We start from the raw sequence: 19,994 nt of genomic DNA on the forward strand, positions 1-19,994 counted from the left end.
TTACACTATTCTGGAGCTGTTCTTTTCCTATAAAAGTATTAAAATCTGTGGATTATGTTCTTTTAAAGTGAAAAACAGATGAAATCGATAGAAGTAGTGGCAGCCATAATTCAGCATGAAGATAAAACGTTGTGTGTTCAGCGTGGACCTGCGAAATATGACTATGTTCACCATAAATTTGAGTTTCCGGGTGGAAAGATAGAAGAAGGTGAAAGTGGTGAGCAGGCGATTATCCGTGAGCTGAAAGAAGAGCTTCATCTTGATGTTTCTACAGCTGATTACTTTATGACTGTCGATCATACTTATCCAGACTTCCATATCACGATGCATGCCTATATTTGTCCTGTAGAGAATCGAGATATTGTTCTAACGGAACACATTGATGCTAAGTGGTTGTCAGTTGAAGAGTTACCAAATTTAGATTGGGCTGCGGCAGATATTCCTTTTGTTGAAAAACTAAAGGAAGCTTGATGGTCAATGCAGTGAGCGAATTGTCAGATGCTTTAACGGCAGGCTATGTTGATAGCAGTCATGCTTGTAAACATGTACTTAAACCAGATTTACTATTCAATGATGGTCAAGGACGAAAAGTTTTAACCGCTATTAGAAATCAATTGAATTATTGTGATCGATTTTGGTTTTCTACCGCCTTCGTTACTACTAGTGGTATTGCCTGTATCAAGCAAGAACTGATTGAGTTGGAAAAAAGAGGTGTTCGAGGGAAAATTCTGGTATCTCAATATCTAAACTTTACCCAACCAGAAGCTTTAAGAGAGTTGCTTAAATTTGACAACATTGAGGTGAAAATAGCTACCGATTCAAATTTTCATGCTAAAGGCTATTTGTTTGGGGATGCAGATACTCATCAGTTGATCATTGGGAGTAGTAATTTAACGGCAAACGCTCTGACTACGAACAAAGAGTGGAATTTAAAAGTTGCTACTACTGAAAAAGGCGCCATTTACCTTCAGTCTCTCGCCCAATTTGAACATGAATTTGAAACTGCTGTACCTGTAACAGATAAATTCGTTTCAGACTACGAAGCTATTTATTCGCAAGCGAAAACGTTTGAAAAGGAAGTTCAACAGCTAGGAAAAAACCATAAAAGTATAGAGATAAAACCGAACCAAATGCAGAAAGAAGCATTAAACAATCTTTCTGAACTTCGGGACTCTGGTGCAGACAAAGCGTTACTTATTTCTGCTACAGGAACAGGAAAAACTTACCTATCCGCGTTTGATGCCCTTCAGGTAAAACCAAAACGCTTATTATTTGTCGTTCATAGAGCAAATATCGCAAAAAAAGCGATGGAGACATTTCGAAGCTTATTTCCTAATGATGTTAGCTTTGGATTTTATAGCGGATCTGATGCTAATACAGATAGTGACTTTATCTTCACAACGGTGCAAACCCTATCCAGAGATGAGCATCTAGCTAAATTTGCATCGGATTCTTTTGATTACATCATTATCGATGAGACCCATAGAGCTAGTGCAAAGTCTTATCAAAAAATTCTAGATCACTTTGATACTCGATTTCTTTTGGGTATGACTGCTACTCCTGAAAGAACAGATGATTTAGATGTATATAAGATTTTTGATCACAACATTGCGTATGAAATACGTCTTCAACAAGCTTTAGAGATGGATATTCTGTCTCCTTTTCATTACTACGGTGTAACGGATCTAACGATTGATGGGGAATCTGTAGATGATGTTTCGGCTATCAATTTCTTGGTTAGAGAAGAACGTGTTAAGCATATTCTGAATTATCTTGATCGGTATGGTTGTGATAACGGAAGAGTAAGAGGATTGGTCTTTTGCTCAAACATCGAAGAATGTACAGCTTTAGCATCGGCCTTTAACGATAATGGACTTCGCTCAGTTGCTTTAACTGGAAAACATAACGAAACAGCAAGAGACGAGGCAATTTCCCGCCTAGAGTCAGACAATGAAGATGAAAAGCTCGACTACATATTTTCAGTAGGAATCTTCAATGAAGGGATTGATATTCCATCGGTGAATCAGATTGTGATGTTACGCCCTACAGAGTCAGCCATCATTTTTGTGCAGCAATTGGGTCGTGGACTTCGAAAGGCAGATAACAAAGAGTACTTAACTGTTATTGATTTTATAGGTAACTACAGGAACAACTTTATGGTGCCGATTGCACTGTACGGTGACCGATCTTACAACAAAGACAACTTACGTCGTTTAGTCTCTGGTGATGACTGTTACATTCCGGGAAGTTCGTCAGTTAGCTTTGATAAGATTTCTAAAGAGCGTATTTATGACTCAATTGATACAACAAACCTCCAGACTAAACGTGACTTAGTTAAAGACTATAACTTATTGAAATATAAGTTAGGTTACGCACCAAAGATGATGGATTTTGTTGAGTTTGGTAGCCGCGATCCTTTTGCTTATGTTGAGTATGCTAAATCTTATTACAACTTTTCAAAGCAGCAAGAAGGGGAATCTCTTCCAAGGCTTAGCGAGATTCAAACCGATTTATTGGCTGTTCTTTCGAAAGAAATTAATAATGCCAAGCGTGTAGAAGAAAGCATTATTCTGAAAGCACTTATCGAAAATAGCGCTTGTACTATCAATGATATTTCGGCTGAGCTTCTACGTAGATTTGGTTTTGAACTAACTTTAGGAACTGCAACGTCAGCAGTACATAATTTAAATCTTCGTTTTGTAACTGCTCGTAGTGGTGGTAAAAACGTTGCTGTTGGAGACAAACTTAATATATCAATAGTTAACCTAGATGATAATGTTCTCTCATGGAACGACAGTTTTTCCCCATTATTAGAAGATGACACATTTGTTCGTTATTTGCTTGATAGTACTGAATATGCAATTTCCAAGTACTCCGAAGGTTTCAAGCTGAATGACTTCCGAGATGGATTTCAGTTATATAGGAAGTACTCACGAAAAGATGTCTTTAGAGTTTTAGGGTGGTCAGAGAATCCTAACCCGCAGAATGTAGGAGGCTACATGGTTAGCAAGGACAAAACTAACTGTCCGATATTTGTTAATTACCATAAAGCTGACGATATTGCTGATACTACAAAATATGAAGACCATTTTATCAATGAATCAATGTTTGGCTGGATGTCTAAATCTAAAAGAACGTTAAATAGCCCTGAAATAAGGTTGTTTGCTTCAGAGAATTCCGTTCCTCGCTTACCATTATTTGTTAAAAAGCATAATGTTGAGGGTAACGACTTTTATTATATGGGAGATCTAGAGCCGAAGAAGGATAGCTTTGAGCAAACTGAAATCTCGGGTACATCTGTGGTTAAAGTTGTTTTTGATATGGTTGATGAAGTTAGACAAGATATATATTCCTATATTGTTGAAAAATAATACTCGTTTCCTAAAACTAAAATAGCACCAATACTAAGGTCAAGTATTGGTGCTTTTGGGCAATATTATAACCCCTCATTAACTAGTTATATTTCTAGTCTACGAGATGTAAGCTCGAATCCTTCGCCTGTTCCTTCTCATCAAACGTGATCAAATCATGCAGATAAACCAGTACGGTGTATAGCTCGTCTTGGTCGGTGCCGGTTTGGGTGGCGTGCAGGGTGGCGAGATAGTCGCGTGCCAGCAGGGGAAGGTTACCCCCTCTGGCAGGATAGTTGTCACTGTTAAAATTTAACCAGTTAGGGGCGGTAACAGAGTAAAGAATGGCTCGTTATTCCCAAGAAAGAAGAGAAGCAGTACTGAAGAAGTTGTTACCTCCGTACTCCCGGTCAGTGGCAGAAGTGGCGCTCGAAGAAGGAATTCATGAAGCAACCCTGTACAATTGGCGAAAACAACTCAGAGAATCAGGAACCGTTGTGCCAAACAGTAATACTTCTTCCGAGCAGTGGTCAGCTCAAACTAAATTGGCCGTTGTGGCAGAAACTTATTCCATGACAGAGAACGAACTAAGCCAGTACTGTCGTGAGAAAGGACTTTATCCCGAGCAGATTAAAGAGTGGCGCGGTGAGTGTATGCAAGGCTTCATGTCCAGTAAGGAACGAGAAGCCCAAGCGAAGAAACAAGCCAAAGAAGATAAAAGAGAAATCAAAGAGTTAAAGAAAGAACTCCGCCATAAAGAAAAAGCCTTAGCTGAAACTGCCGCCTTGCTGGTGCTGAGAAAAAAGCTGAGAGCCTTTTACGGGGAAGAACCAGAGGACGATTAACCTCGACCTATGAAAGGCAAAGCCTGATCACACTTATACACGAGGCTCGCCAAAGCGGCTGTAGGTTGGAAAACGCATGTCACGAAGTTGAGATAGATCTCCGAACTTACCGCCGCTGGTATCAAGATGGAGAGGTTCAGGAAGATCAACGGCCGATAGCTCCGCGACCAGTGCCAGTTAACAAGCTCACAGAGCTAGACGACAAGCCATCATCGATGTGAGCAACAACGCAGAGTACGCAAGTCTGCCACCGACTCAGATTGTACCAACGTTACTGGACAAAGGTGACTATATAGCTTCAGAGTCGAGCTTCTATCGCGTACTGAAAGCAGCAGGACAACTTAACCGCAGAGGACGCCAGCGTAGTCGACAAAAGGCATCTAGGCCAACGAGCTACACCGCAACAGCTCCTAATCAGGTTTTTACTTGGGATATTACCTATCTCCCGTCAGGTGTCCGCGGGCAATATTATTATCTGTATGTGATAGAAGACATCTACAGCAGAAAAATCGTAGGTTACGAGGTGCATGAACGTGAATGCGGAGAGCTGGCTTCGCAGTTATTACAACGTACGCTGATGCGTGAACAGTGCTTCAACCAGCCTCTGGTTCTGCACTCAGATAACGGTGGACCGATGAAGTCGTTTACGTTAAAAGCGAAAATGGAAGAGCTGGGGATCACACCTTCTTATAGCCGTCCAAGAGTCAGTGATGATAATCCTTATGTGGAATCGCTGTTCCGTACGCTTAAGTATGTGCCAAGCTGGCCGTCTGGCGGTTTTAATAGTCTTGAAGCAAGCCGTGTGTGGGTAGAGACCTTCGCTAACTGGTACAACACGGAACATAAGCACAGCCGATTAAACTATGTGACCCCATCGGAGCGTCACAACGGTAAAGATATGGAAATCTTGAAGCATCGTGAAAGAGTGTTGATGGAACACCGAAGGCAAAAGCCAGAACGCTGGTCACGGAATATCAGGAACTGTGAACCGATCGGAGAAGTTCATCTGAACCCAGAAAAAGAAGTTGCTTGAAAACTAAGCAAATAGTGACAACTATCTTGAAAAACGCCGGTTATCTATTTCTCGTTTAAGTTTTAAATCAGCCATATTGGCCTCCGTAGGTAATTGTTTATAAATCACCACACAGAAGGTACCAATCTAAAGGGTGGTGAACTGAACGGGGTTGGTACTACCACTACCTACGAGAGCGGCCAGCATAATGCTGCCCCGCCCAGCTCACCATAATTTTGTACAAATCGAATATAACTTCATCAATTTGCTGAAAATCAGGTATTAGAAGCTACGCAGTATCAGAATGCTAGTTCTGCTGCGCTGTAGGTAAACAGGTCGGGGTACCAATCCCGTCACTGGATTTTGCCAGTGCCGGAACAGGGTATAAAAACATAGGCTTAGGTGCAATGGCTGTTTTGTCGGCTGGCTCGTAGCTTTACGTTTTATTGCTAGTTTCCAAAGCGAACCAGTTTGTTCGTTTTGCCCTGTGTTCTATATTAAGGGTCACAGTCGCCCCAAATTTTTCCCCATAGAATGCCCAGTATGAAAAAGCTAAGTTCAAACGAAAGGCTGTCGGCCATTTTAAAACTGGTAAACGTTCACCAGAAAATTGATAACAACACGCTGGCAAAGCTGCTTAAGGTGTCGGTTAAAACCATACGTTGCGATGTGCGCCAACTGGAGCAGGAGCAGCTTATTAAGCGTGTGCACGGCGGGGTCACTAAGGCCAGCCATTATCAGGCCGGTCGCTACAGTCTGGACGCCAGCTTAATGTCGATTGTGATGGAAAGCAGTTATCTGCATCTCAGTCCGCACAGCAATAAAAGCACTATGGGGTTAAACAGCATGGGTAATAAGGTTTTTGTTTTGGGTTCATTTAACGTGGACATCACCTCCAATGTGGACAGGTTCCCTGTTCCCGGAGAAACGGTCAGCTCGCACAGCAGCGGTTACGGGGCGGGTGGTAAAGGTGCCAATCAGGCTTATGCCGCCGCCAGAAACGGTGCCGAGGTAACCTTTATGACCAAAATCGGTAACGATCAGTTTAACCTGTTCGCTAAAGAGCACCTGAGTAAAACCGGCATTAATCACAATATCATTCTGGAGTCAGAAACCCAGCCTACAGGTAACGCTCTGATTATGGTCAGCAGCGAAAACGGTGAGAATATGATTGCGGTTAACTCCGGTGCCAATGTGCACATTCAGCCTGAAGAGGTGGCCGCCGCAGAGAGCCGTATTGTGGCGTCGGACATTCTGGTTACCCAGTTGGAAACCAATACCGATGCCATTCTGGCTGCCATGCGTATGGCAAGTGGCAGCGGGGTTAAGGTGGTGCTAAACCCTGCGCCGTTTAAGCCGGAGGTAAACCAGCTTATCCCTTATGTGGATATCATCACCCCTAATGAAACTGAGGCTTCAGAGATTGCTGGTGTGCCGGTAGAAACACTGGACGATGCCAAAAACGCTGCCAAAATCATCCATAACCTCGGGGTTGAGAGTGTGGTGATCACCCGTGGCTCAAAGGGCGCTTTGGTTTATGAAAACGGCCGCTTTACTGAGGTGCCGGTGTTTAACTCCGCCGTGGTTGATACCACAGGCGCGGGTGACTCCTTTAACGGTGCTCTGGTTTCCCAGTTGGGGCAGGGCAGAAGGCTGGAAGATGCCGCCAAATACGCCTCGGCCTACGCCTCACTGAAGGTTGAAAGGGTAGGCGCCGCCAATATGCCGGACTCATCGCTGGTGGAGCAGCGGCTGGTAAGTTTGCGTTAACGGGTGTTCTATACTCACCATCAAAGGTTGTTTATTAAAGAAAGTTATTAAGGAAAGCTATGGAGCGGGTTGCTAATCACAAGTTAAAGATGAGGTTTGCCAGGCAGTTTCATCTCGACAGCGAGCTACCCGCCTATATTCTGGATAACCTTCAGCTTACTTATCTGGAAAAGGGCGAACACCTTTACCACCAGAACAATAAGCTGGAGTTCATTTATTTTCTGTTGCAGGGAAAGTTGCAGGTCGACAGCAGCCACAAGGACGGCTCTCATACCACCTTCTCATTCGAGACGCCGTTCTCTATTCTGGGGGATTTGGAGCTGTTTGAGGAGATGAATATCCTCAGCAATGTGATTGCTCTGGAAAACTGTTATCTGTTCTCGTTAAGCACTCAGTTCCTGAAAAAAGAAGCCTATAACGATCCGCTGTTCCTGCGTTTTATCATCCGTTATATCCGCAAAAAGCTGAACTTCTCTGTCAGCATTCACAATAAGGTTGCCCAGCCGCTGGAATATCGTGTCGCATGTTACCTCTCTGAAAAAATGAAGTTTGAGGGGGAGGAATTCATGCTGGAAAGCCGCAGCTCCATCGCCTCTATGTTCGGGGTGTCTGTCAGGCATCTCAACCGGGTGCTGAAAAAACTGGAGCAGCAAGGCGCTATCGAACTCAGGCGTAAACAGGTGCGTGTAATAAGCCACGATACCTTGTTTAGCTCATTCCGTTAAACACACTCAGTTAAGCCGTCAAAGGGCAATTTCTCAGTCTGATTCAGACCTATTTTCACTTCTGTCAACAAAGCAATATCTTGATCGACTTCAAATTTCTTATGCAGTCAAAAGGACATATGTCCACTTAGCCATCAGGCAAAATCCTTACACTGATGCTGAATTATTTATTAACGCTATTTGTAGTCAAGGTATGAGTAAGCAAGGTATGAGTAAGTAAGGTATGAGAAAGTTTTTAATTGATACAGATACCGCCTCCGATGATGCAGTCGCCCTGTTGATGGCACTGAGGGAGCCGGAAGTCAGCATTGAGGCCATTACAACGGTATGTGGTAACTGCCCGCTGGATACCGCCAGCAAAAATGCGCTGGTGACGATTGAGAAGGCAGCGACTTATGCGCCGCCGGTTTATAAAGGCATGGCCCGCCCGATCCTGCGTGACCTTCACACCTGTGAAAATGTGCACGGTGAAGACGGCATGGGCGATATGAACCTGCCGGAGCCTTCATTGATGGTGGCAGAAGGGAACGCGGTAGATAAAATTATCGAATATGCCTACGCCTTTCCCGGTGAACTGGAGATTATCACTATCGGGCCACTGACCAATGTTGCGATGGCTATACGTAAAGATCCGGCCATTCAGGGGCTGATTAAACATATTTATATTATGGGCGGAACCGGCTTAGGCCCGGGCAACATTACCCCGGTGGCGGAGTTTAACTTCTGGGTTGATGCAGAGGCCGCTAGCATTGTTATTCAAGCCGATGTTGAGAAAACCGTGATTGGCTGGGATGTCTGCATGGATGAAACCTTCCTTAACCAACAGGATATCGCTCAGCTTAATGAGTGTGGTGAACTCGGGCAGTTCTCTGTGCGTTGCAACAAGACGTTGATTGAGTTCAATAAGTCGTTGGGCAAGGATGGTTTTGACCTGCCGGACCCGACGGCGGTTGCTGTGGCGCTTTACCCGGAGTTGATTGTCAGCCAGTTCAGCACCTTCGGTGAAATTGAGCATAAGAGTGACAAGTGTTACGGCCAGTTTATGCTGGACAGGTTTAATGTTACCGGTAATAAGCACAACGTAAATATTATTACCAAAATAGATGCCTCCGGATTTAAAAATAAACTGATTGAACTTCTTTCAGATTAACAGGTGAATATTATGTTTGCTGACTATATAGGTTATCTGGCTTCTGTTTTTATTATAATCTCGTTACTAATGAAAGATTTCAGAAAGTTCAGGTATATAAACATTGTGGGCTGTTCAGTGTGGGTGTACTACGGTTTTGTAATCAATGCCTTACCTGTGATGCTGTTTAACTCGGCCTGCATTGTTATTAACCTTTTTTATCTATTTAAATTGTATTTTCAAAAAACAATATTCACAAAGAAACATTCACAAAAAGAGAAATGAATAAATAATTTAATCCATTGTTTTATTTATTCCGTTAAACGTACCCAAATAAACAAAAGGTAACTGTTATGGATGCTATCATCAGTATAGTAGGGATAATTGTATTATTATTCCTTGGATATTTATTATCAGACAATAAAAAGGCGATTAAATTACGCACTGTGGGTGGCGTATTTGCCATTCAGGCTATGTTTGGTGCCTTTGTACTCTACATTCCGGTCGGAAAGGACATTTTATTTGCTGTCTCTTCCGCGGTGAACAACGTTATCGCTTACGGAAACAGCGGTATTGGGTTCCTGTTCGGCAATCTGGTTAACTTCAGTGTGCCGGGAGTGGGCTTTATTTTCGCCTTTTCCAGCCTGCCAATCATCATCTTCTTCTCTGCCTTAATCAGCACTCTTTATTACCTCGGCATTATGGGCCGGGTGATCAACTTTCTTGGTGGCGGCCTGCAGAAGGTGCTTGGCACCTCAAGGGCTGAATCCCTTTCAGCCACGGGCAATATTTTTGTCGGAGCGACAGAGGCACCTCTGTTAGTACGCCCTTATGTTATGGGCATGACCAAATCTGAATTCTTTGCCGTTATGTGTGGCGGTATGGCATCGGTCGCCGGTGGCGTACTGGCGGGGTATGCCGCTATGGGCGTAAAGATGGAGTATCTGGTGGCGGCTTCGTTTATGGCTGCACCTGGCGGGCTTCTGTTTGCCAAGCTGATTAAGCCGGAAACCGAAGAGGTGAACGATAAAGCTGATCCTATGGCGGACATTGCACCGGATGACAAGCCAAGCAATGTGTTTGATGCCGCTGCGGGCGGTGCCTCTGCCGGTCTTCAGCTTGCCCTTAACATTGGCGCCATGCTTATCGCCTTTATCGGCCTGATCGCTCTGATTAACGGCATGCTTTCTGGTATCGGCGGGGTATTCGGCTTCGAAGGGCTGACCCTTGAGCTGATTCTGGGATACATCTTCTCGCCACTTGCTTTCATTATTGGCGTGCCTATGGATGAGGTGCTGATCGCCGGCTCGTTTATCGGCCAGAAGGTGGTAACTAACGAGTTTGTTGCTTACGCCAACTTCGCCCCGTATCTGGCCGATGCCGCGGATGTAATTCTGAGCGAGCGCACTAAGGCGATCATCTCTTTTGCCCTGTGTGGTTTTGCCAACCTTGGCTCTATTGCCATTTTGCTTGGCGGCCTTGGCTGCATTGTGCCTCAGCGTCGTCATGAAATTGCCCGCTTCGGCCTTAAGGCCGTTATCGCCGGCACGCTTTCCAATCTTATGTCTGCAACTCTGGCAGGCCTCTTTCTGGCTCTGTAACTGGGCAAAGCCAGTTCATTTAACAAAAGGAACAGTAGCATGAAAAATCACATACTCACTTTGTGCCTCGGAGCGGCAGTAGCAGGCGGTGCTTTGTCTGGTCAGGCTGTAGCGGCAGATTACACCGATGGTGATATTCATAAAAATGATTATAAGTGGATGCAGTTTAACCTGATGGGAGCGTTTAACGAAAAGGGTTTTACTGAGTCCAGCCATGACTATCTGGAGATGGAATTTGGCGGCCGTTCCGGCATTTTCGACCTGTATGGCTATGTGGATGTGTTTAATCTCACCTCCGACAGCAACAGCGATAAAAATGGTGCAGAGAAGATCTTTATGAAGTTTGCACCGCGTGTTTCTCTGGATGCCTTAACAGAGAAAGATCTGTCATTCGGAGCGGTGAAAGAGCTTTATATTTCTACCCTGATGGAGTGGGGCGGCAACAGCAATGTGAACAACCAGAAGATAGGCCTTGGTGCAGATGTAGAGCTGCCATGGCTCGGCAAGGTTGGCGTAAACCTTTATCGCTATTACAACGGCAACGATAAAAAGTGGGACGGTTATCAGTTATCGGCCAACTGGTTTAAGCCTTTTTACTTTTTCGACAACGGTTCGTTCCTCTCTTATCAGGGCTATTTCGATTATCAGTTTGCTATGGACGATAAACCTGTAACCAAAACTTCCCGTGGTGGCGCTATGTTCCATGGCCTCTACTGGCATTCGGAACGTTACGCGCTGGGTTACGGCCTGAAAGCCTATGATGATGTGTTCGGCCTTAAAGACGGAGCACTGGGTGATAAGCCTCAGTCTTCAGGGATTGGCCACTATATCGCAGCAACGTATAAGTTCTGATGATCCGCTGTTAAGCACCAATGATCCACTGCTAAGAAAATCAGCGGTGCTTTTTATCCGGCGCAGTGAATGCGCCTTTTTTCTTCCCGGGAGGTAAGGTGATGAATGAAGTTAAGTTTCGTTGGATAGACGGCCAGTTAATCAGGTTAAAACTGCGTGAGAAGTTTTTGCTGTTAATTGGCTTGATGCTCTTGCCCTTGCTGCTTCTGAAATCTGTGTTTGATAGTGCTAACGATGGCCTGATCGAGACCTTGATTAAAAATGAGCGGGAGTTTGCCCCTGCCATTGCAGCAAGGGTGAACCAGTTTGTTGAAACGAATGGTTCTGAAGCACTTGATAGCCACGGGGATCGGATTCAGACCATAGTGGCAGAAGAGATCCATAAAACGGTAATGAAAAACGGCGAGATAGATATCTACGGTTACGTTACGGATCTTCACCTGCTTTGCATCGGTGCTGTGGCGGTTATGGTCACCGTTTTTGCCTACTGGATCGTCACCAATATCAGCGGCGCAATGTTTAGCATTAACAGGGCGCTGAATGAACTGGCCGATGGCGACTTAACAACCCGTACCCACTTTATGCCCTCCCGGGATGAGTTCAGCAGCATTGGTATGGCAGTCGACAGGGTGGCAGAGAGGGAGGAAAATCTGGTGCGGGAGAGCAGAAACATTGTTGAATTGGTGCGCGATCTCAGCCAGCGGATAGAACGTTCTGTTGAAAGCAGTGAAAAGATGGCTGCCCATCAGCTTAAGGGGCTGGAGAGCCTGAGTACGGCAACGGAACAGTTGGCTACATCGGTAAATGATGTTGCCAGTTTTTCGTCCGGTTCTTCTGAGCTGGCAGGGAGCTCTTTGCAGATGGTCTCTCAGGGTTGCAGTGAAGTTGAAGCGACAAAACTGGCGCTCAATGAACTCTCCGGCAGTATTTATAAAGTCTCTGAGGCCGTTACCTCACTGGATCAGATCAGCGAAGTGATAGATAAATCTGTGTCGGCTATCAATTACATTTCTGAGCAGACTAACCTGCTGGCCCTGAATGCAGCGATTGAAGCGGCAAGAGCCGGTGAGCTTGGCAGAGGCTTCGCTGTTGTCGCTGATGAGGTAAGAAGCCTAGCCGGCAGCGCGCAAAAGTCTACCGAAGAGATTCAGAACAAGACAGTGTTTCTGAAAGAGCATTGTCAGGCTCTTAGCTCGCTGACAGGGCATATTGTCAGCAACGTTGAAAACTGCGGGCTCTGCTGGAAAGGGTGGACACTAACAACCTTTCTGTAGCGGAGAAGAGCCAGTTGATCTCTGAACACAACGGCGACATTGCCCGCTCTACCAAAGAACAAAGAGAGGTAACAGAAGAGATTGCCCGCCACGCAATCAGTATCCGTCAGGAATCGGACAGTATTGTGCAGCTTATCTCAGCCACCAGAAGTGAAATCAGCACTCTTAACATTCAGTCCGATAAAATCAGCCTGCTAATGAACGATGTGGAGGTAGGGTGAGGGTGAACAGTTGAGGTTGGCAATCAAATAACAAAGGTGAATAGTTTTGTCGTGTCTGAGGCTTTCGTCAGAAAGGCGAGTTACAAAACGGTTCTGCCTAAGCCAAATAACACTCTAAACAAACGGCTTTTTTGGTAACTTTTGCAGCCGCAGGCAAAAGTTGCTCGCCCGGGCAGGGGCGAAACCAAAAGGTGGGTCAGAAAGACAAATCAGGCTAATGTCCTTTAAATCAACCTACTGTATACACTCCAACGCGAAGCATTGGAGCGAGAGGGAGTTTTACTTAAGCCACTCATCAAGCACTTTTTTCAGTTTTGATAACTGTTCATCGTGCTTCGTCTGATTCTGAGCTAAACGGGAGATGTTATGTAACTTCCAGCGAACCGCAGGTAGTTCGGCTACGTCGGGGTAGTCAAACAGTGTCCAGTCGGGATTTCCTTGTTTGAAGGACAACAAAAAGTCATGATCACGCTTTGTGAAATGCACTTGTAGTGCTTCTATCATTTGTTGTCTCACCTGTTTCAGTTCGTCTAAGCTAACAGCTGAAACCGTCATTCCTTCAAATTCAATATGAAACTCTTTATCTAACGAACGCCAGTTTGGTGTCATTAACTCATTTATCGGCCTCGGATGGCCTAATGCGTAAGTAATGAAGCCGACAAATATCTCTCTGGAAATACCCTCATTTTTAATCAGCACCAGAACATCAAATAGATCACGAGGATGCTGCCTGTCCATAGCTGCACATAACTTCCCGCCATAGAGATCCGGGATACTTACAACGGGTATTTCGGCGTAACCAAACTCATCTTCTACGGACTCTTGTACTGTTAGGGTTTGAGGCTTATGCAGACATCCTCTCGCAACTGGTGACACTTCTATTTTTATTGTTGCTTGCGAAGTGGTGACAATAATTCTGAGCTCATCCGTTTTGTTGTCCTGAACGACCGCTTTTGTGTTTGGCTGTTTGTTTATCTGTACCGCTATTCGTTGTAGGGCTGTCCGGATATTGGTTAAAGCTTCATCTCTGGGTTCTTTGGGTAAGTAGGTAAGGTCAATATCTACGGAAAGGCGGGGAAGATCTCTGACAAACAGGTTGATGGCAGTGCCACCTTTGAGGGCGAATGCTGGTTCTGATGCCACTATAGGCAGTATTCGGACAAGCAAAGCGACTTGTTTGTAATAGCTAGCTTCCCTCTCCATCATAATAATGGCTCTCTTTTATGCTCAGCCCCTTCGGCACTGTGATCTGATAGCGTTGGTCAAACTGTCCGTTTTCTACAATTTGCCGCTTTCCCGAGCCTAGTTGGATAGCCGTTTCATCAAGGTGTTTTGCCCATTGATGCCCGTGGTAATGGCTCAGAAATAAAAATACCCGATTGGTTTGTACTGAACTACTGCGCTCAAGTATGGATTGCACTTTTCTTGGACTCAAATTAACTAATCCCTGAAACAGCTCTGCGGCATGCTCAAAAGAAATTTGCTTTCCGACAGCATCAATCACTTCATAGGCTGCTAACTCAGGGCAGCTGGCTTTTAGTTCTTTTCCTTTGATGGTTATGGTTTTGAAATCTCGTTCAGTAAGTAACGGAACCTTATGGCTACCGCTGTAGAACCAGTTTTGCTCAGGGAACTCACGGAACCATTTAGGTAGCGATTGTCTGTTTTTGCTTCCGACCCAGACACGCTCTTCTGTTAATGGCAAGTAATGGCTTAACCCCTGATGGTTGAGGCTGCTTAAACCTGCAAGGTGAACAGGTAGATGTAATTGCTGGTCTATGGCCTGAATCGCGTCAACCCAGTCTGGTTTAACCTCCTCTGTTGCCCCCGGACGATAGTAAACACCCGCACTTAGCTTTTTAAGCCAGCCACTTTTTGTGTACCTTTGCGCCAGTGAATAGCTGATGCCATTTTCAGTCAGCCAAGGCTGAAGCACCAATGAACCCGCTGATGTATGCGTAACAAGCCAGTTTATTTTTGAGTTCATTTTTATGTCCTGAGTATGAATATTGCTGATTCTATAAACCATAAGTTTATTATGGATGATATTTTAATACTTTAGGTATTAAAAAGTAGTATAAAAGAAACTAAATGAGAGATGCTGGCAGAAAGTGAGTTAGGTTTCTTCTGATCATCTCGTTCCGCACGCTGCGCGTCGGAATGCAGACCGGAGCGGAATAAGTTTTGTCGCTAGTCTTCCTAGAAAAATACCAATAAATTGCCGGTAATGACTAAATTTTACGCTTCCATACATACTCTTACTTACTTGTCGTTTTTTTTGTGTTTAATTTTATCTGTCGGTTTTGGTACGTATCGGGTAGAGGTAAATACAGTTTATGAAAGTGAATGGTTTCACATTGATAGAGTTGATTGTCGTAATAGTGATTTTATCGGTGCTGTCCGTTACTGCTGCGCCTAAAGTATTGGGGTTCCAATCCGATGCGAGAAAAGCGACGCTGAAAAGCATCGCTGCGGCAATAAGAAGTGGTTCAGATATCGTCCACTCCAAGGCAGTTATAGATGGTGTTGATGGTAAGCAGTATGTCTTTTTAGACGACATCTATATAACAAATGGTTATCCCACGGCACATATCGAAAATATGAAAAGGGCCTTTTCAATAAATAACCCTGATGTCTATATCACGAATAGAGGAAGTGATGCTGACGGAAGAGAGGCCTTTATTAGTTTTACAAAAGAGCAAGCGTGGTATGGCAAATGTTATGTGAGTTATAAAGATGCTGTGTCAGCAGCCACTCCCGTTACGACAGTTGTATCTGATGGTTGCTGATTATCACAGTCAATAAACATCGCCTCTGACATGCTCAGCTCCTTTCTGTAAAGCAATGGGCGAACCCAAAAATGGTTCAGAAGGATAAGCCTGGCTAATGTCCTTTAAATCAACCTACTGTATACACTCCAACGCAGAGCGTTGGAGTGAGGGGTGGGGGTGCACATCGATGCTGGAGCGTTGGAGCGAATGGAAGCTATACATTTATGCTGGAGTAAGGGCGCGAGGGGGCCTAGGAATATTTCAGCTTAATATCTGACAAACAATGGCTTACACTTGAAACCTCATTGCTGAGCAATTTATGCCTCCAATCAATAAGCGGGTTTAGAGATGAAAAGTATTGTAGAGAAGTTGTCGGAACTGAAGGTAGTTCCTGTTATTGCTATTGAAGACGCTGATAAAGCGGTAAAGCTTGCTGAAACCTTATCTGAAAACGGCCTGCCTTGTGCTGAGGTTACTTTCAGAACCAAGGCGGCGGCTCAGGCAATTAAAAATATGCGTAAAGCCTTTCCTGAGATGCTGATTGGTGCCGGTACTGTACTGACCACAGAGCAGGTAGATGAAGCTATTGATGCTGGCGTCGACTTTGTTGTCAGCCCCGGCTTTAACCCAACTATCGTTAAGTACTGTCAGCAGCGCAAAGTGGTGATTGTTCCCGGGGTAAACAACCCGAGTCTGGTAGAGCAAGCGATGGAAATGGGGCTTAAAACCCTTAAGTTTTTCCCTTCCGAGCCTTCTGGCGGCGTGGCCATGCTAAAAGCAATGTCTGCTGTGTATCCTGTCTCCTTTATGCCAACCGGCGGTGTCAGCCCTGCCAATGTTAAAGACTATCTTGCCGTTAAGTCTGTATTTGCCTGTGGCGGAACATGGATGGTGCCGGGTGCACTTATTGATGAAGAGAAGTGGGACGAGCTGGCGGAGCTGGTTAAACAGGTGGGAGATATTCTGGCTTAAGCTTTCTTTGCCCTGCCTGACAGGGTAGCTGTTCATCAGCCACAATACGCAGTATATTGAACAACTGAATGCCACCGGCGGAGTCCGGTGGTTAAATCTAAGGAATGGTGAGCATGTTTGAGCAGGTTGTCGGAATACTGTTTCCGGTGTTTTTTCTGGTGTTGGTCGGTTTTATTACCGGACGGTGGTTAAAGCCGGACTTTGCCCCTATAAACCGCATCAATATGGATATTTTAATCCCTGCTCTGGTGTTTGCTTCCCTCACTTCCATGCCGCTGGATATTAGCCAGCTTCCGCTGATATACTCCGCAATAGTTGCTGTTCTGCTGCCCGGTTTGCTGTTGATACCAGTCTGTCGTCTGGTCAATATCAACTACAAAGCGTGGGCGCCGCCGCAGATGTTCCGCAATAGCGGCAACCTTGCTATCCCTCTGTTTAACTATACCTTCGGTGAAACAGCACTGGCTCCGGCAGTGCTGCTGTTTGTGGTGTCGGCCTGTCTGCATATCAGTATCGGTGTGTCGGTGATGAGCAAAGGAAATCCGCTGCAACAGATTCTGCGAACGCCTATGTTCAGTGCTGCGGTTATTGCACTGGCGTTAAACCTATCGGGCGTTACTGTCTGGAAACCTCTGTATGAAGCAACCTCTTTGTTGGGGCAGGCGGCTGTGCCTGTTATGCTGCTTTCCCTCGGCAGCCAGATGCGCTTTATTCAATTGAGTGGTTTAAGGGTAGGGCTGCTCAGTTCTCTACTTTCCCTTTCCAGCGGCGCGGTCTCTTTTGCGGTTATCTATTTCCTGATCCCGCTACCTGCCATGCAACTGCAAATGATGGTGCTGTTCACCATGCTGCCTCCGGCCGTGATGTGCTATCTGTTCGCCGAGCGATTTAAAATCGAACCACAAAATGTGGCTTCCATGGTGCTGTTCGGCAACTTCTTCAGCATTCTCTCTCTTCCGTTACTGCTTACGCTGGCGTTGTCGTTGGGGTAGATCTTCGTTTTTCACGTTTTTGGCTTTTTCATGAATCATGAAAAAAGTGCATTCGTGAAAATTATCTTTCACCGCCCATTCACAACCCCCGATTTAGGATCAAGTCTCAATTAAATAGCAGGGACAATATCCTATGAAAAAAATCTGTCTGGCGGCGGCAAGCCTTTTAGTCACTCAATCTGCATTCGCTGAGCTGGGAGAAGAGGGCTTTGGCGGTAATGTTGGCATTTTTGCCGGTTACGAAAGCTCAACCTCAAACTTCAACACTGATAACGCAACCATTAAGGGCAACCTGAACAAGAAGGGCAAGTCTGAATCTGACGCTGTTTTTCTGCCTTTCGGTAACCTGACATATACCTTTGGTGACGATAATAACCATCAGGTGATGTTGGGAACTGACGGCCTTGGTTACCTGTTTGAAGTTGAAGAAGATTCGGTTGTTTCGCTAATGCTGATGCCGGGTCTGGTTAAAGATGAAACCTGGCAGGATCCTTATGTAACGGGCTCAGCCAGAAAGAAAACCGACGTGAAGATGACGGGTTTTGAGCTAGGTTACGAGAACTTTAACCAGATGGGTACCTCGGTTACTGCCGGCTACTTTACCGTAGATGTAGATAAAGAGAAGTCAGGCAGCAACTTTGCCGGTGCGGCTTCTAAGCTGAAGCGTGACGGTAAAGGCTACAATCTTGGTATTTCTCAGATGATTCCGGTTAGTGATGTGTCCATGGCGGGTGCAGGCCTGAGCTATGAGAAGTTCTCTGCCGACGGTAAGGCAATGAGCTACAACAAGTATGGTCTGGACTTTACTTATATGCTGGAGCTTGATGCCCATATGATCATGATGGAAGCGGGCTACTTTAACCAAACCTTTAGTGCGACTAACCCTGTGTTTAATAAGAAGCAGAAGAACAACGGCTACTTTGTCGGTGTCAGCCACGGTTATGAGCAGCCATTTGACTGGGAAAACTGGTATATCGAGACCAGCCTGAACTACTCGGCTACACAGTCCAACATCAATTTCTACGACACTAAAGAGCTTGGTTTAGGCGTTGCCCTTAGCTACGAGTTTTAATAGCGAACGATAACTAAGCAGGAGTACTTTATGACCCCTTTTAAAGCGGCAATACTGCCCGTTGCGATAGCTTCTCTGATTGGCTGTGGATCATTGTTTTCCGGTTCTGCATCTGCTCTGCCGCCTGTTAATTTTTCGATTTCGCAGGCTCAGCACAATTTGGGTATTTCTGAAGTGCCGGTTGCTCTGGCGGATCAGTTTACCGGTGAGCTGCGTTTTAACCGTTATACCTCTGTAGTGGCTCCGAACGGTAAAGCGATACATATTGTGTCGCAGGATCAACTGACCGATAACCAGATTATTCGCGCCCGCTCTGTGTTGGAGCATTATCTGACGGATTTTAAGGGGTCGAAATTTGGCAGCAACAAGAGTGCGGTGGCCAATAAAATGGCCGATAACGGTGCTGTGTTGATGTTGCTGAACGGTAGTGACGACGGCACTAACGACGCAGCAGAGCTCGAAGCTCAGCCTCTGTTTCATGATGAGATTCAGGTAGAAGGCGGCCCATGGTATATGGCTCAGAATTATGAGCACAGGGACGCCACCTTTGAAGAGATCCTGCATCTGGTGCACGACTACGGTATCGGCGTAGACGGTTACGACCAGTTTATCGGTGCGCTTCCGGCTTATCAGGCGGAGATCCGCCGTGCTCAGGTGGCCGCCCTTGACGGTAAAATCTGGGCAATGAGCTCAGAGGTGCAAGATTGGCTGGAGGAGTTAAGGCAAGAGAACAGTTTGTCGCAAGAGTATCTAGCCTCGGTGGCGGACTCTTACTACGGGCTGTGGGGCGCGTATAAACATCAGCCTCTGCGCATGTTAGATGAGTATACCGGCGGCTGGGGCATGTGGGGTTTTTACATCGCTTCAACCCGTGAAGAGGTAGAACAGCGTGACCCGAGAGGTTACAGGGTAATGACGGACTTTTTCCAGCCTTACCTTACTTACAATGCCCGCATTGATGAGAGTTTCAACGGCACCTTCAGCCTTAAGTTCGACAGTGAACTGTTATACACCAATCAGTCGCGTTATCTGAAGGACATTACCCTGACAGGTAATAATCCGGTAAATGTAGTGGTGAATGAGTTAGACAACAATATCAGCGGTAATCAGGGTGAAAATACTGTGGTCTTCTCCGGTTTACGATACGAGTACGATATCCGCCGTGAGGGCGCAACGCTTGTCGTGGACGATCACCGCGCTAACCGCGATGGCGTTAACCGCTTAACCAGTATTGAGGCTCTGAGTTTTACCGATGGGGTATTGCCGATATCGGTGATTAAATAGCTGATATTTATGACTTAACCTCAGTCATTGAGTTCTCTTATAAGGGACTGTCCTTTTAACGCTGGTCCTTTTAACGCTGTTTTAACGGGATCTTTTTTCTTAATCGGGCTGCCGGATGTGTTAT

The 19,994-nt window shown here is 45.4% G+C and carries 17 protein-coding genes and 1 pseudogene; 16 read left to right on the forward strand and 2 right to left on the reverse strand.

The window, feature by feature from the left end:
• Window positions 1–78 precede the first annotated feature (78 nt).
• The 11 genes and pseudogenes from PK654_RS05715 to PK654_RS05760 all read left to right on the forward strand — a co-directional run bounded on the left by PK654_RS05715 (window position 79) and on the right by PK654_RS05760 (window position 12,779).
• A complete protein-coding gene (locus PK654_RS05715; protein ID WP_271698244.1) occupies window positions 79–471 on the forward strand; it encodes a (deoxy)nucleoside triphosphate pyrophosphohydrolase in 393 nt (130 codons plus the stop codon).
• Window positions 471–3,371, forward strand: coding sequence for a DUF3427 domain-containing protein (locus PK654_RS05720; protein WP_271698245.1), 2,901 nt, complete (start codon window positions 471–473; stop codon window positions 3,369–3,371). The genes PK654_RS05715 and PK654_RS05720 overlap by 1 nt, the downstream gene beginning before the upstream one ends.
• Window positions 3,372–3,694: 323 nt before the next feature.
• Window positions 3,695–5,228: pseudogene (locus PK654_RS05725) on the forward strand (IS3 family transposase).
• A 522-nt stretch (window positions 5,229–5,750) separates the two neighbouring features.
• Window positions 5,751–6,977, forward strand: a complete 1,227-nt coding sequence (gene rbsK, locus PK654_RS05730; RefSeq protein ID WP_271698246.1) for a ribokinase — start codon at window positions 5,751–5,753, stop codon at window positions 6,975–6,977.
• 59 nt (window positions 6,978–7,036) lie between these two features.
• On the forward strand, window positions 7,037–7,702 hold the full coding sequence (locus tag PK654_RS05735) for a Crp/Fnr family transcriptional regulator (RefSeq protein WP_271698247.1): 666 nt from the start codon (window positions 7,037–7,039) through the stop codon (window positions 7,700–7,702).
• A gap of 223 nt (window positions 7,703–7,925) precedes the next feature.
• Entirely contained in the window at window positions 7,926–8,852 is a 927-nt protein-coding gene (locus tag PK654_RS05740; protein ID WP_271698248.1) for a nucleoside hydrolase, read from the forward strand.
• A gap of 12 nt (window positions 8,853–8,864) precedes the next feature.
• A complete protein-coding gene (locus tag PK654_RS23005; RefSeq protein WP_443088727.1) occupies window positions 8,865–9,116 on the forward strand; it encodes a YgjV family protein in 252 nt (83 codons plus the stop codon).
• A 68-nt stretch (window positions 9,117–9,184) separates the two neighbouring features.
• Entirely contained in the window at window positions 9,185–10,432 is a 1,248-nt protein-coding gene (locus tag PK654_RS05745) for a NupC/NupG family nucleoside CNT transporter (RefSeq protein ID WP_271698249.1), read from the forward strand.
• A 39-nt stretch (window positions 10,433–10,471) separates the two neighbouring features.
• Entirely contained in the window at window positions 10,472–11,284 is an 813-nt protein-coding gene (locus PK654_RS05750) for a nucleoside-specific channel-forming Tsx family protein (RefSeq protein ID WP_271698250.1), read from the forward strand.
• A gap of 101 nt (window positions 11,285–11,385) precedes the next feature.
• Complete coding sequence (locus PK654_RS05755; RefSeq protein WP_271698251.1) at window positions 11,386–12,558, forward strand: methyl-accepting chemotaxis protein; 1,173 nt, start codon at window positions 11,386–11,388, stop codon at window positions 12,556–12,558.
• Window positions 12,534–12,779 carry a hypothetical protein gene (locus tag PK654_RS05760; protein ID WP_271698252.1) on the forward strand — a complete coding sequence of 82 codons (246 nt, stop codon included), beginning with the start codon at window positions 12,534–12,536 and terminating at the stop codon, window positions 12,777–12,779. Before PK654_RS05755 ends, PK654_RS05760 begins: the two co-directional genes overlap by 25 nt.
• 279 nt (window positions 12,780–13,058) lie before the next feature.
• Here PK654_RS05760 and PK654_RS05765 read toward each other — a convergent pair whose 3' ends face one another.
• The gene (locus tag PK654_RS05765; protein ID WP_271698811.1) at window positions 13,059–13,982 is read right to left on the reverse strand and encodes a nucleotidyl transferase AbiEii/AbiGii toxin family protein; all 924 of its coding nucleotides are present in this window, start codon (window positions 13,980–13,982) and stop codon (window positions 13,059–13,061) included.
• Entirely contained in the window at window positions 13,966–14,766 is an 801-nt protein-coding gene (locus PK654_RS05770; protein ID WP_271698253.1) for a type IV toxin-antitoxin system AbiEi family antitoxin, read from the reverse strand. The genes PK654_RS05765 and PK654_RS05770 overlap by 17 nt, the downstream gene beginning before the upstream one ends.
• A gap of 349 nt (window positions 14,767–15,115) precedes the next feature.
• Between PK654_RS05770 and PK654_RS05775 the strand changes: the two genes are divergently transcribed.
• The 5 genes from PK654_RS05775 to PK654_RS05795 all read left to right on the forward strand — a co-directional run bounded on the left by PK654_RS05775 (window position 15,116) and on the right by PK654_RS05795 (window position 19,870).
• The gene (locus PK654_RS05775) at window positions 15,116–15,568 is read left to right on the forward strand and encodes a type II secretion system protein (protein ID WP_271698254.1); all 453 of its coding nucleotides are present in this window, start codon (window positions 15,116–15,118) and stop codon (window positions 15,566–15,568) included.
• 330 nt (window positions 15,569–15,898) lie between these two features.
• Complete coding sequence (locus tag PK654_RS05780) at window positions 15,899–16,522, forward strand: bifunctional 4-hydroxy-2-oxoglutarate aldolase/2-dehydro-3-deoxy-phosphogluconate aldolase (protein ID WP_271698255.1); 624 nt, start codon at window positions 15,899–15,901, stop codon at window positions 16,520–16,522.
• A 113-nt stretch (window positions 16,523–16,635) separates the two neighbouring features.
• Entirely contained in the window at window positions 16,636–17,514 is an 879-nt protein-coding gene (locus PK654_RS05785) for an AEC family transporter (RefSeq protein WP_271698256.1), read from the forward strand.
• Window positions 17,515–17,647: 133 nt separating this feature from the next.
• Window positions 17,648–18,586, forward strand: coding sequence for a DUF2860 family protein (locus PK654_RS05790; protein ID WP_271698257.1), 939 nt, complete (start codon window positions 17,648–17,650; stop codon window positions 18,584–18,586).
• A 30-nt stretch (window positions 18,587–18,616) separates the two neighbouring features.
• Window positions 18,617–19,870 carry a hypothetical protein gene (locus PK654_RS05795; protein WP_271698258.1) on the forward strand — a complete coding sequence of 418 codons (1,254 nt, stop codon included), beginning with the start codon at window positions 18,617–18,619 and terminating at the stop codon, window positions 19,868–19,870.
• Window positions 19,871–19,994: the final 124 nt, after the last annotated feature.

Source organism: Vibrio sp. SCSIO 43137, assembly GCF_028201475.1.
GTDB lineage: Bacteria > Pseudomonadota > Gammaproteobacteria > Enterobacterales > Vibrionaceae > Vibrio.

Excerpts from the sequence above, each read along its gene's own strand:
- PK654_RS05745 (WP_271698249.1), top strand. The coding sequence starts at position 9,185 with ATGGATGCTATCATCAGTATAGTAGGGATAATTGTATTATTATTCCTT.
- PK654_RS05790 (WP_271698257.1), top strand. The coding sequence starts at position 17,648 with ATGAAAAAAATCTGTCTGGCGGCGGCAAGCCTTTTAGTCACTCAATCT.
- rbsK (WP_271698246.1), top strand. The coding sequence starts at position 5,751 with ATGAAAAAGCTAAGTTCAAACGAAAGGCTGTCGGCCATTTTAAAACTG.
- PK654_RS05775 (WP_271698254.1), top strand. The coding sequence starts at position 15,116 with ATGAAAGTGAATGGTTTCACATTGATAGAGTTGATTGTCGTAATAGTG.
- PK654_RS05755 (WP_271698251.1), top strand. The coding sequence starts at position 11,386 with ATGAATGAAGTTAAGTTTCGTTGGATAGACGGCCAGTTAATCAGGTTA.
- PK654_RS05715 (WP_271698244.1), top strand. The coding sequence starts at position 79 with ATGAAATCGATAGAAGTAGTGGCAGCCATAATTCAGCATGAAGATAAA.
- PK654_RS23005 (WP_443088727.1), top strand. The coding sequence starts at position 8,865 with ATGTTTGCTGACTATATAGGTTATCTGGCTTCTGTTTTTATTATAATC.
- PK654_RS05780 (WP_271698255.1), top strand. The coding sequence starts at position 15,899 with ATGAAAAGTATTGTAGAGAAGTTGTCGGAACTGAAGGTAGTTCCTGTT.
- PK654_RS05795 (WP_271698258.1), top strand. The coding sequence starts at position 18,617 with ATGACCCCTTTTAAAGCGGCAATACTGCCCGTTGCGATAGCTTCTCTG.
- PK654_RS05750 (WP_271698250.1), top strand. The coding sequence starts at position 10,472 with ATGAAAAATCACATACTCACTTTGTGCCTCGGAGCGGCAGTAGCAGGC.
- PK654_RS05770 (WP_271698253.1), bottom strand. The coding sequence starts at position 14,766 with ATGAACTCAAAAATAAACTGGCTTGTTACGCATACATCAGCGGGTTCA.
- PK654_RS05765 (WP_271698811.1), bottom strand. The coding sequence starts at position 13,982 with ATGGAGAGGGAAGCTAGCTATTACAAACAAGTCGCTTTGCTTGTCCGA.
- PK654_RS05735 (WP_271698247.1), top strand. The coding sequence starts at position 7,037 with ATGGAGCGGGTTGCTAATCACAAGTTAAAGATGAGGTTTGCCAGGCAG.
- PK654_RS05740 (WP_271698248.1), top strand. The coding sequence starts at position 7,926 with ATGAGAAAGTTTTTAATTGATACAGATACCGCCTCCGATGATGCAGTC.
- PK654_RS05720 (WP_271698245.1), top strand. The coding sequence starts at position 471 with ATGGTCAATGCAGTGAGCGAATTGTCAGATGCTTTAACGGCAGGCTAT.
- PK654_RS05785 (WP_271698256.1), top strand. The coding sequence starts at position 16,636 with ATGTTTGAGCAGGTTGTCGGAATACTGTTTCCGGTGTTTTTTCTGGTG.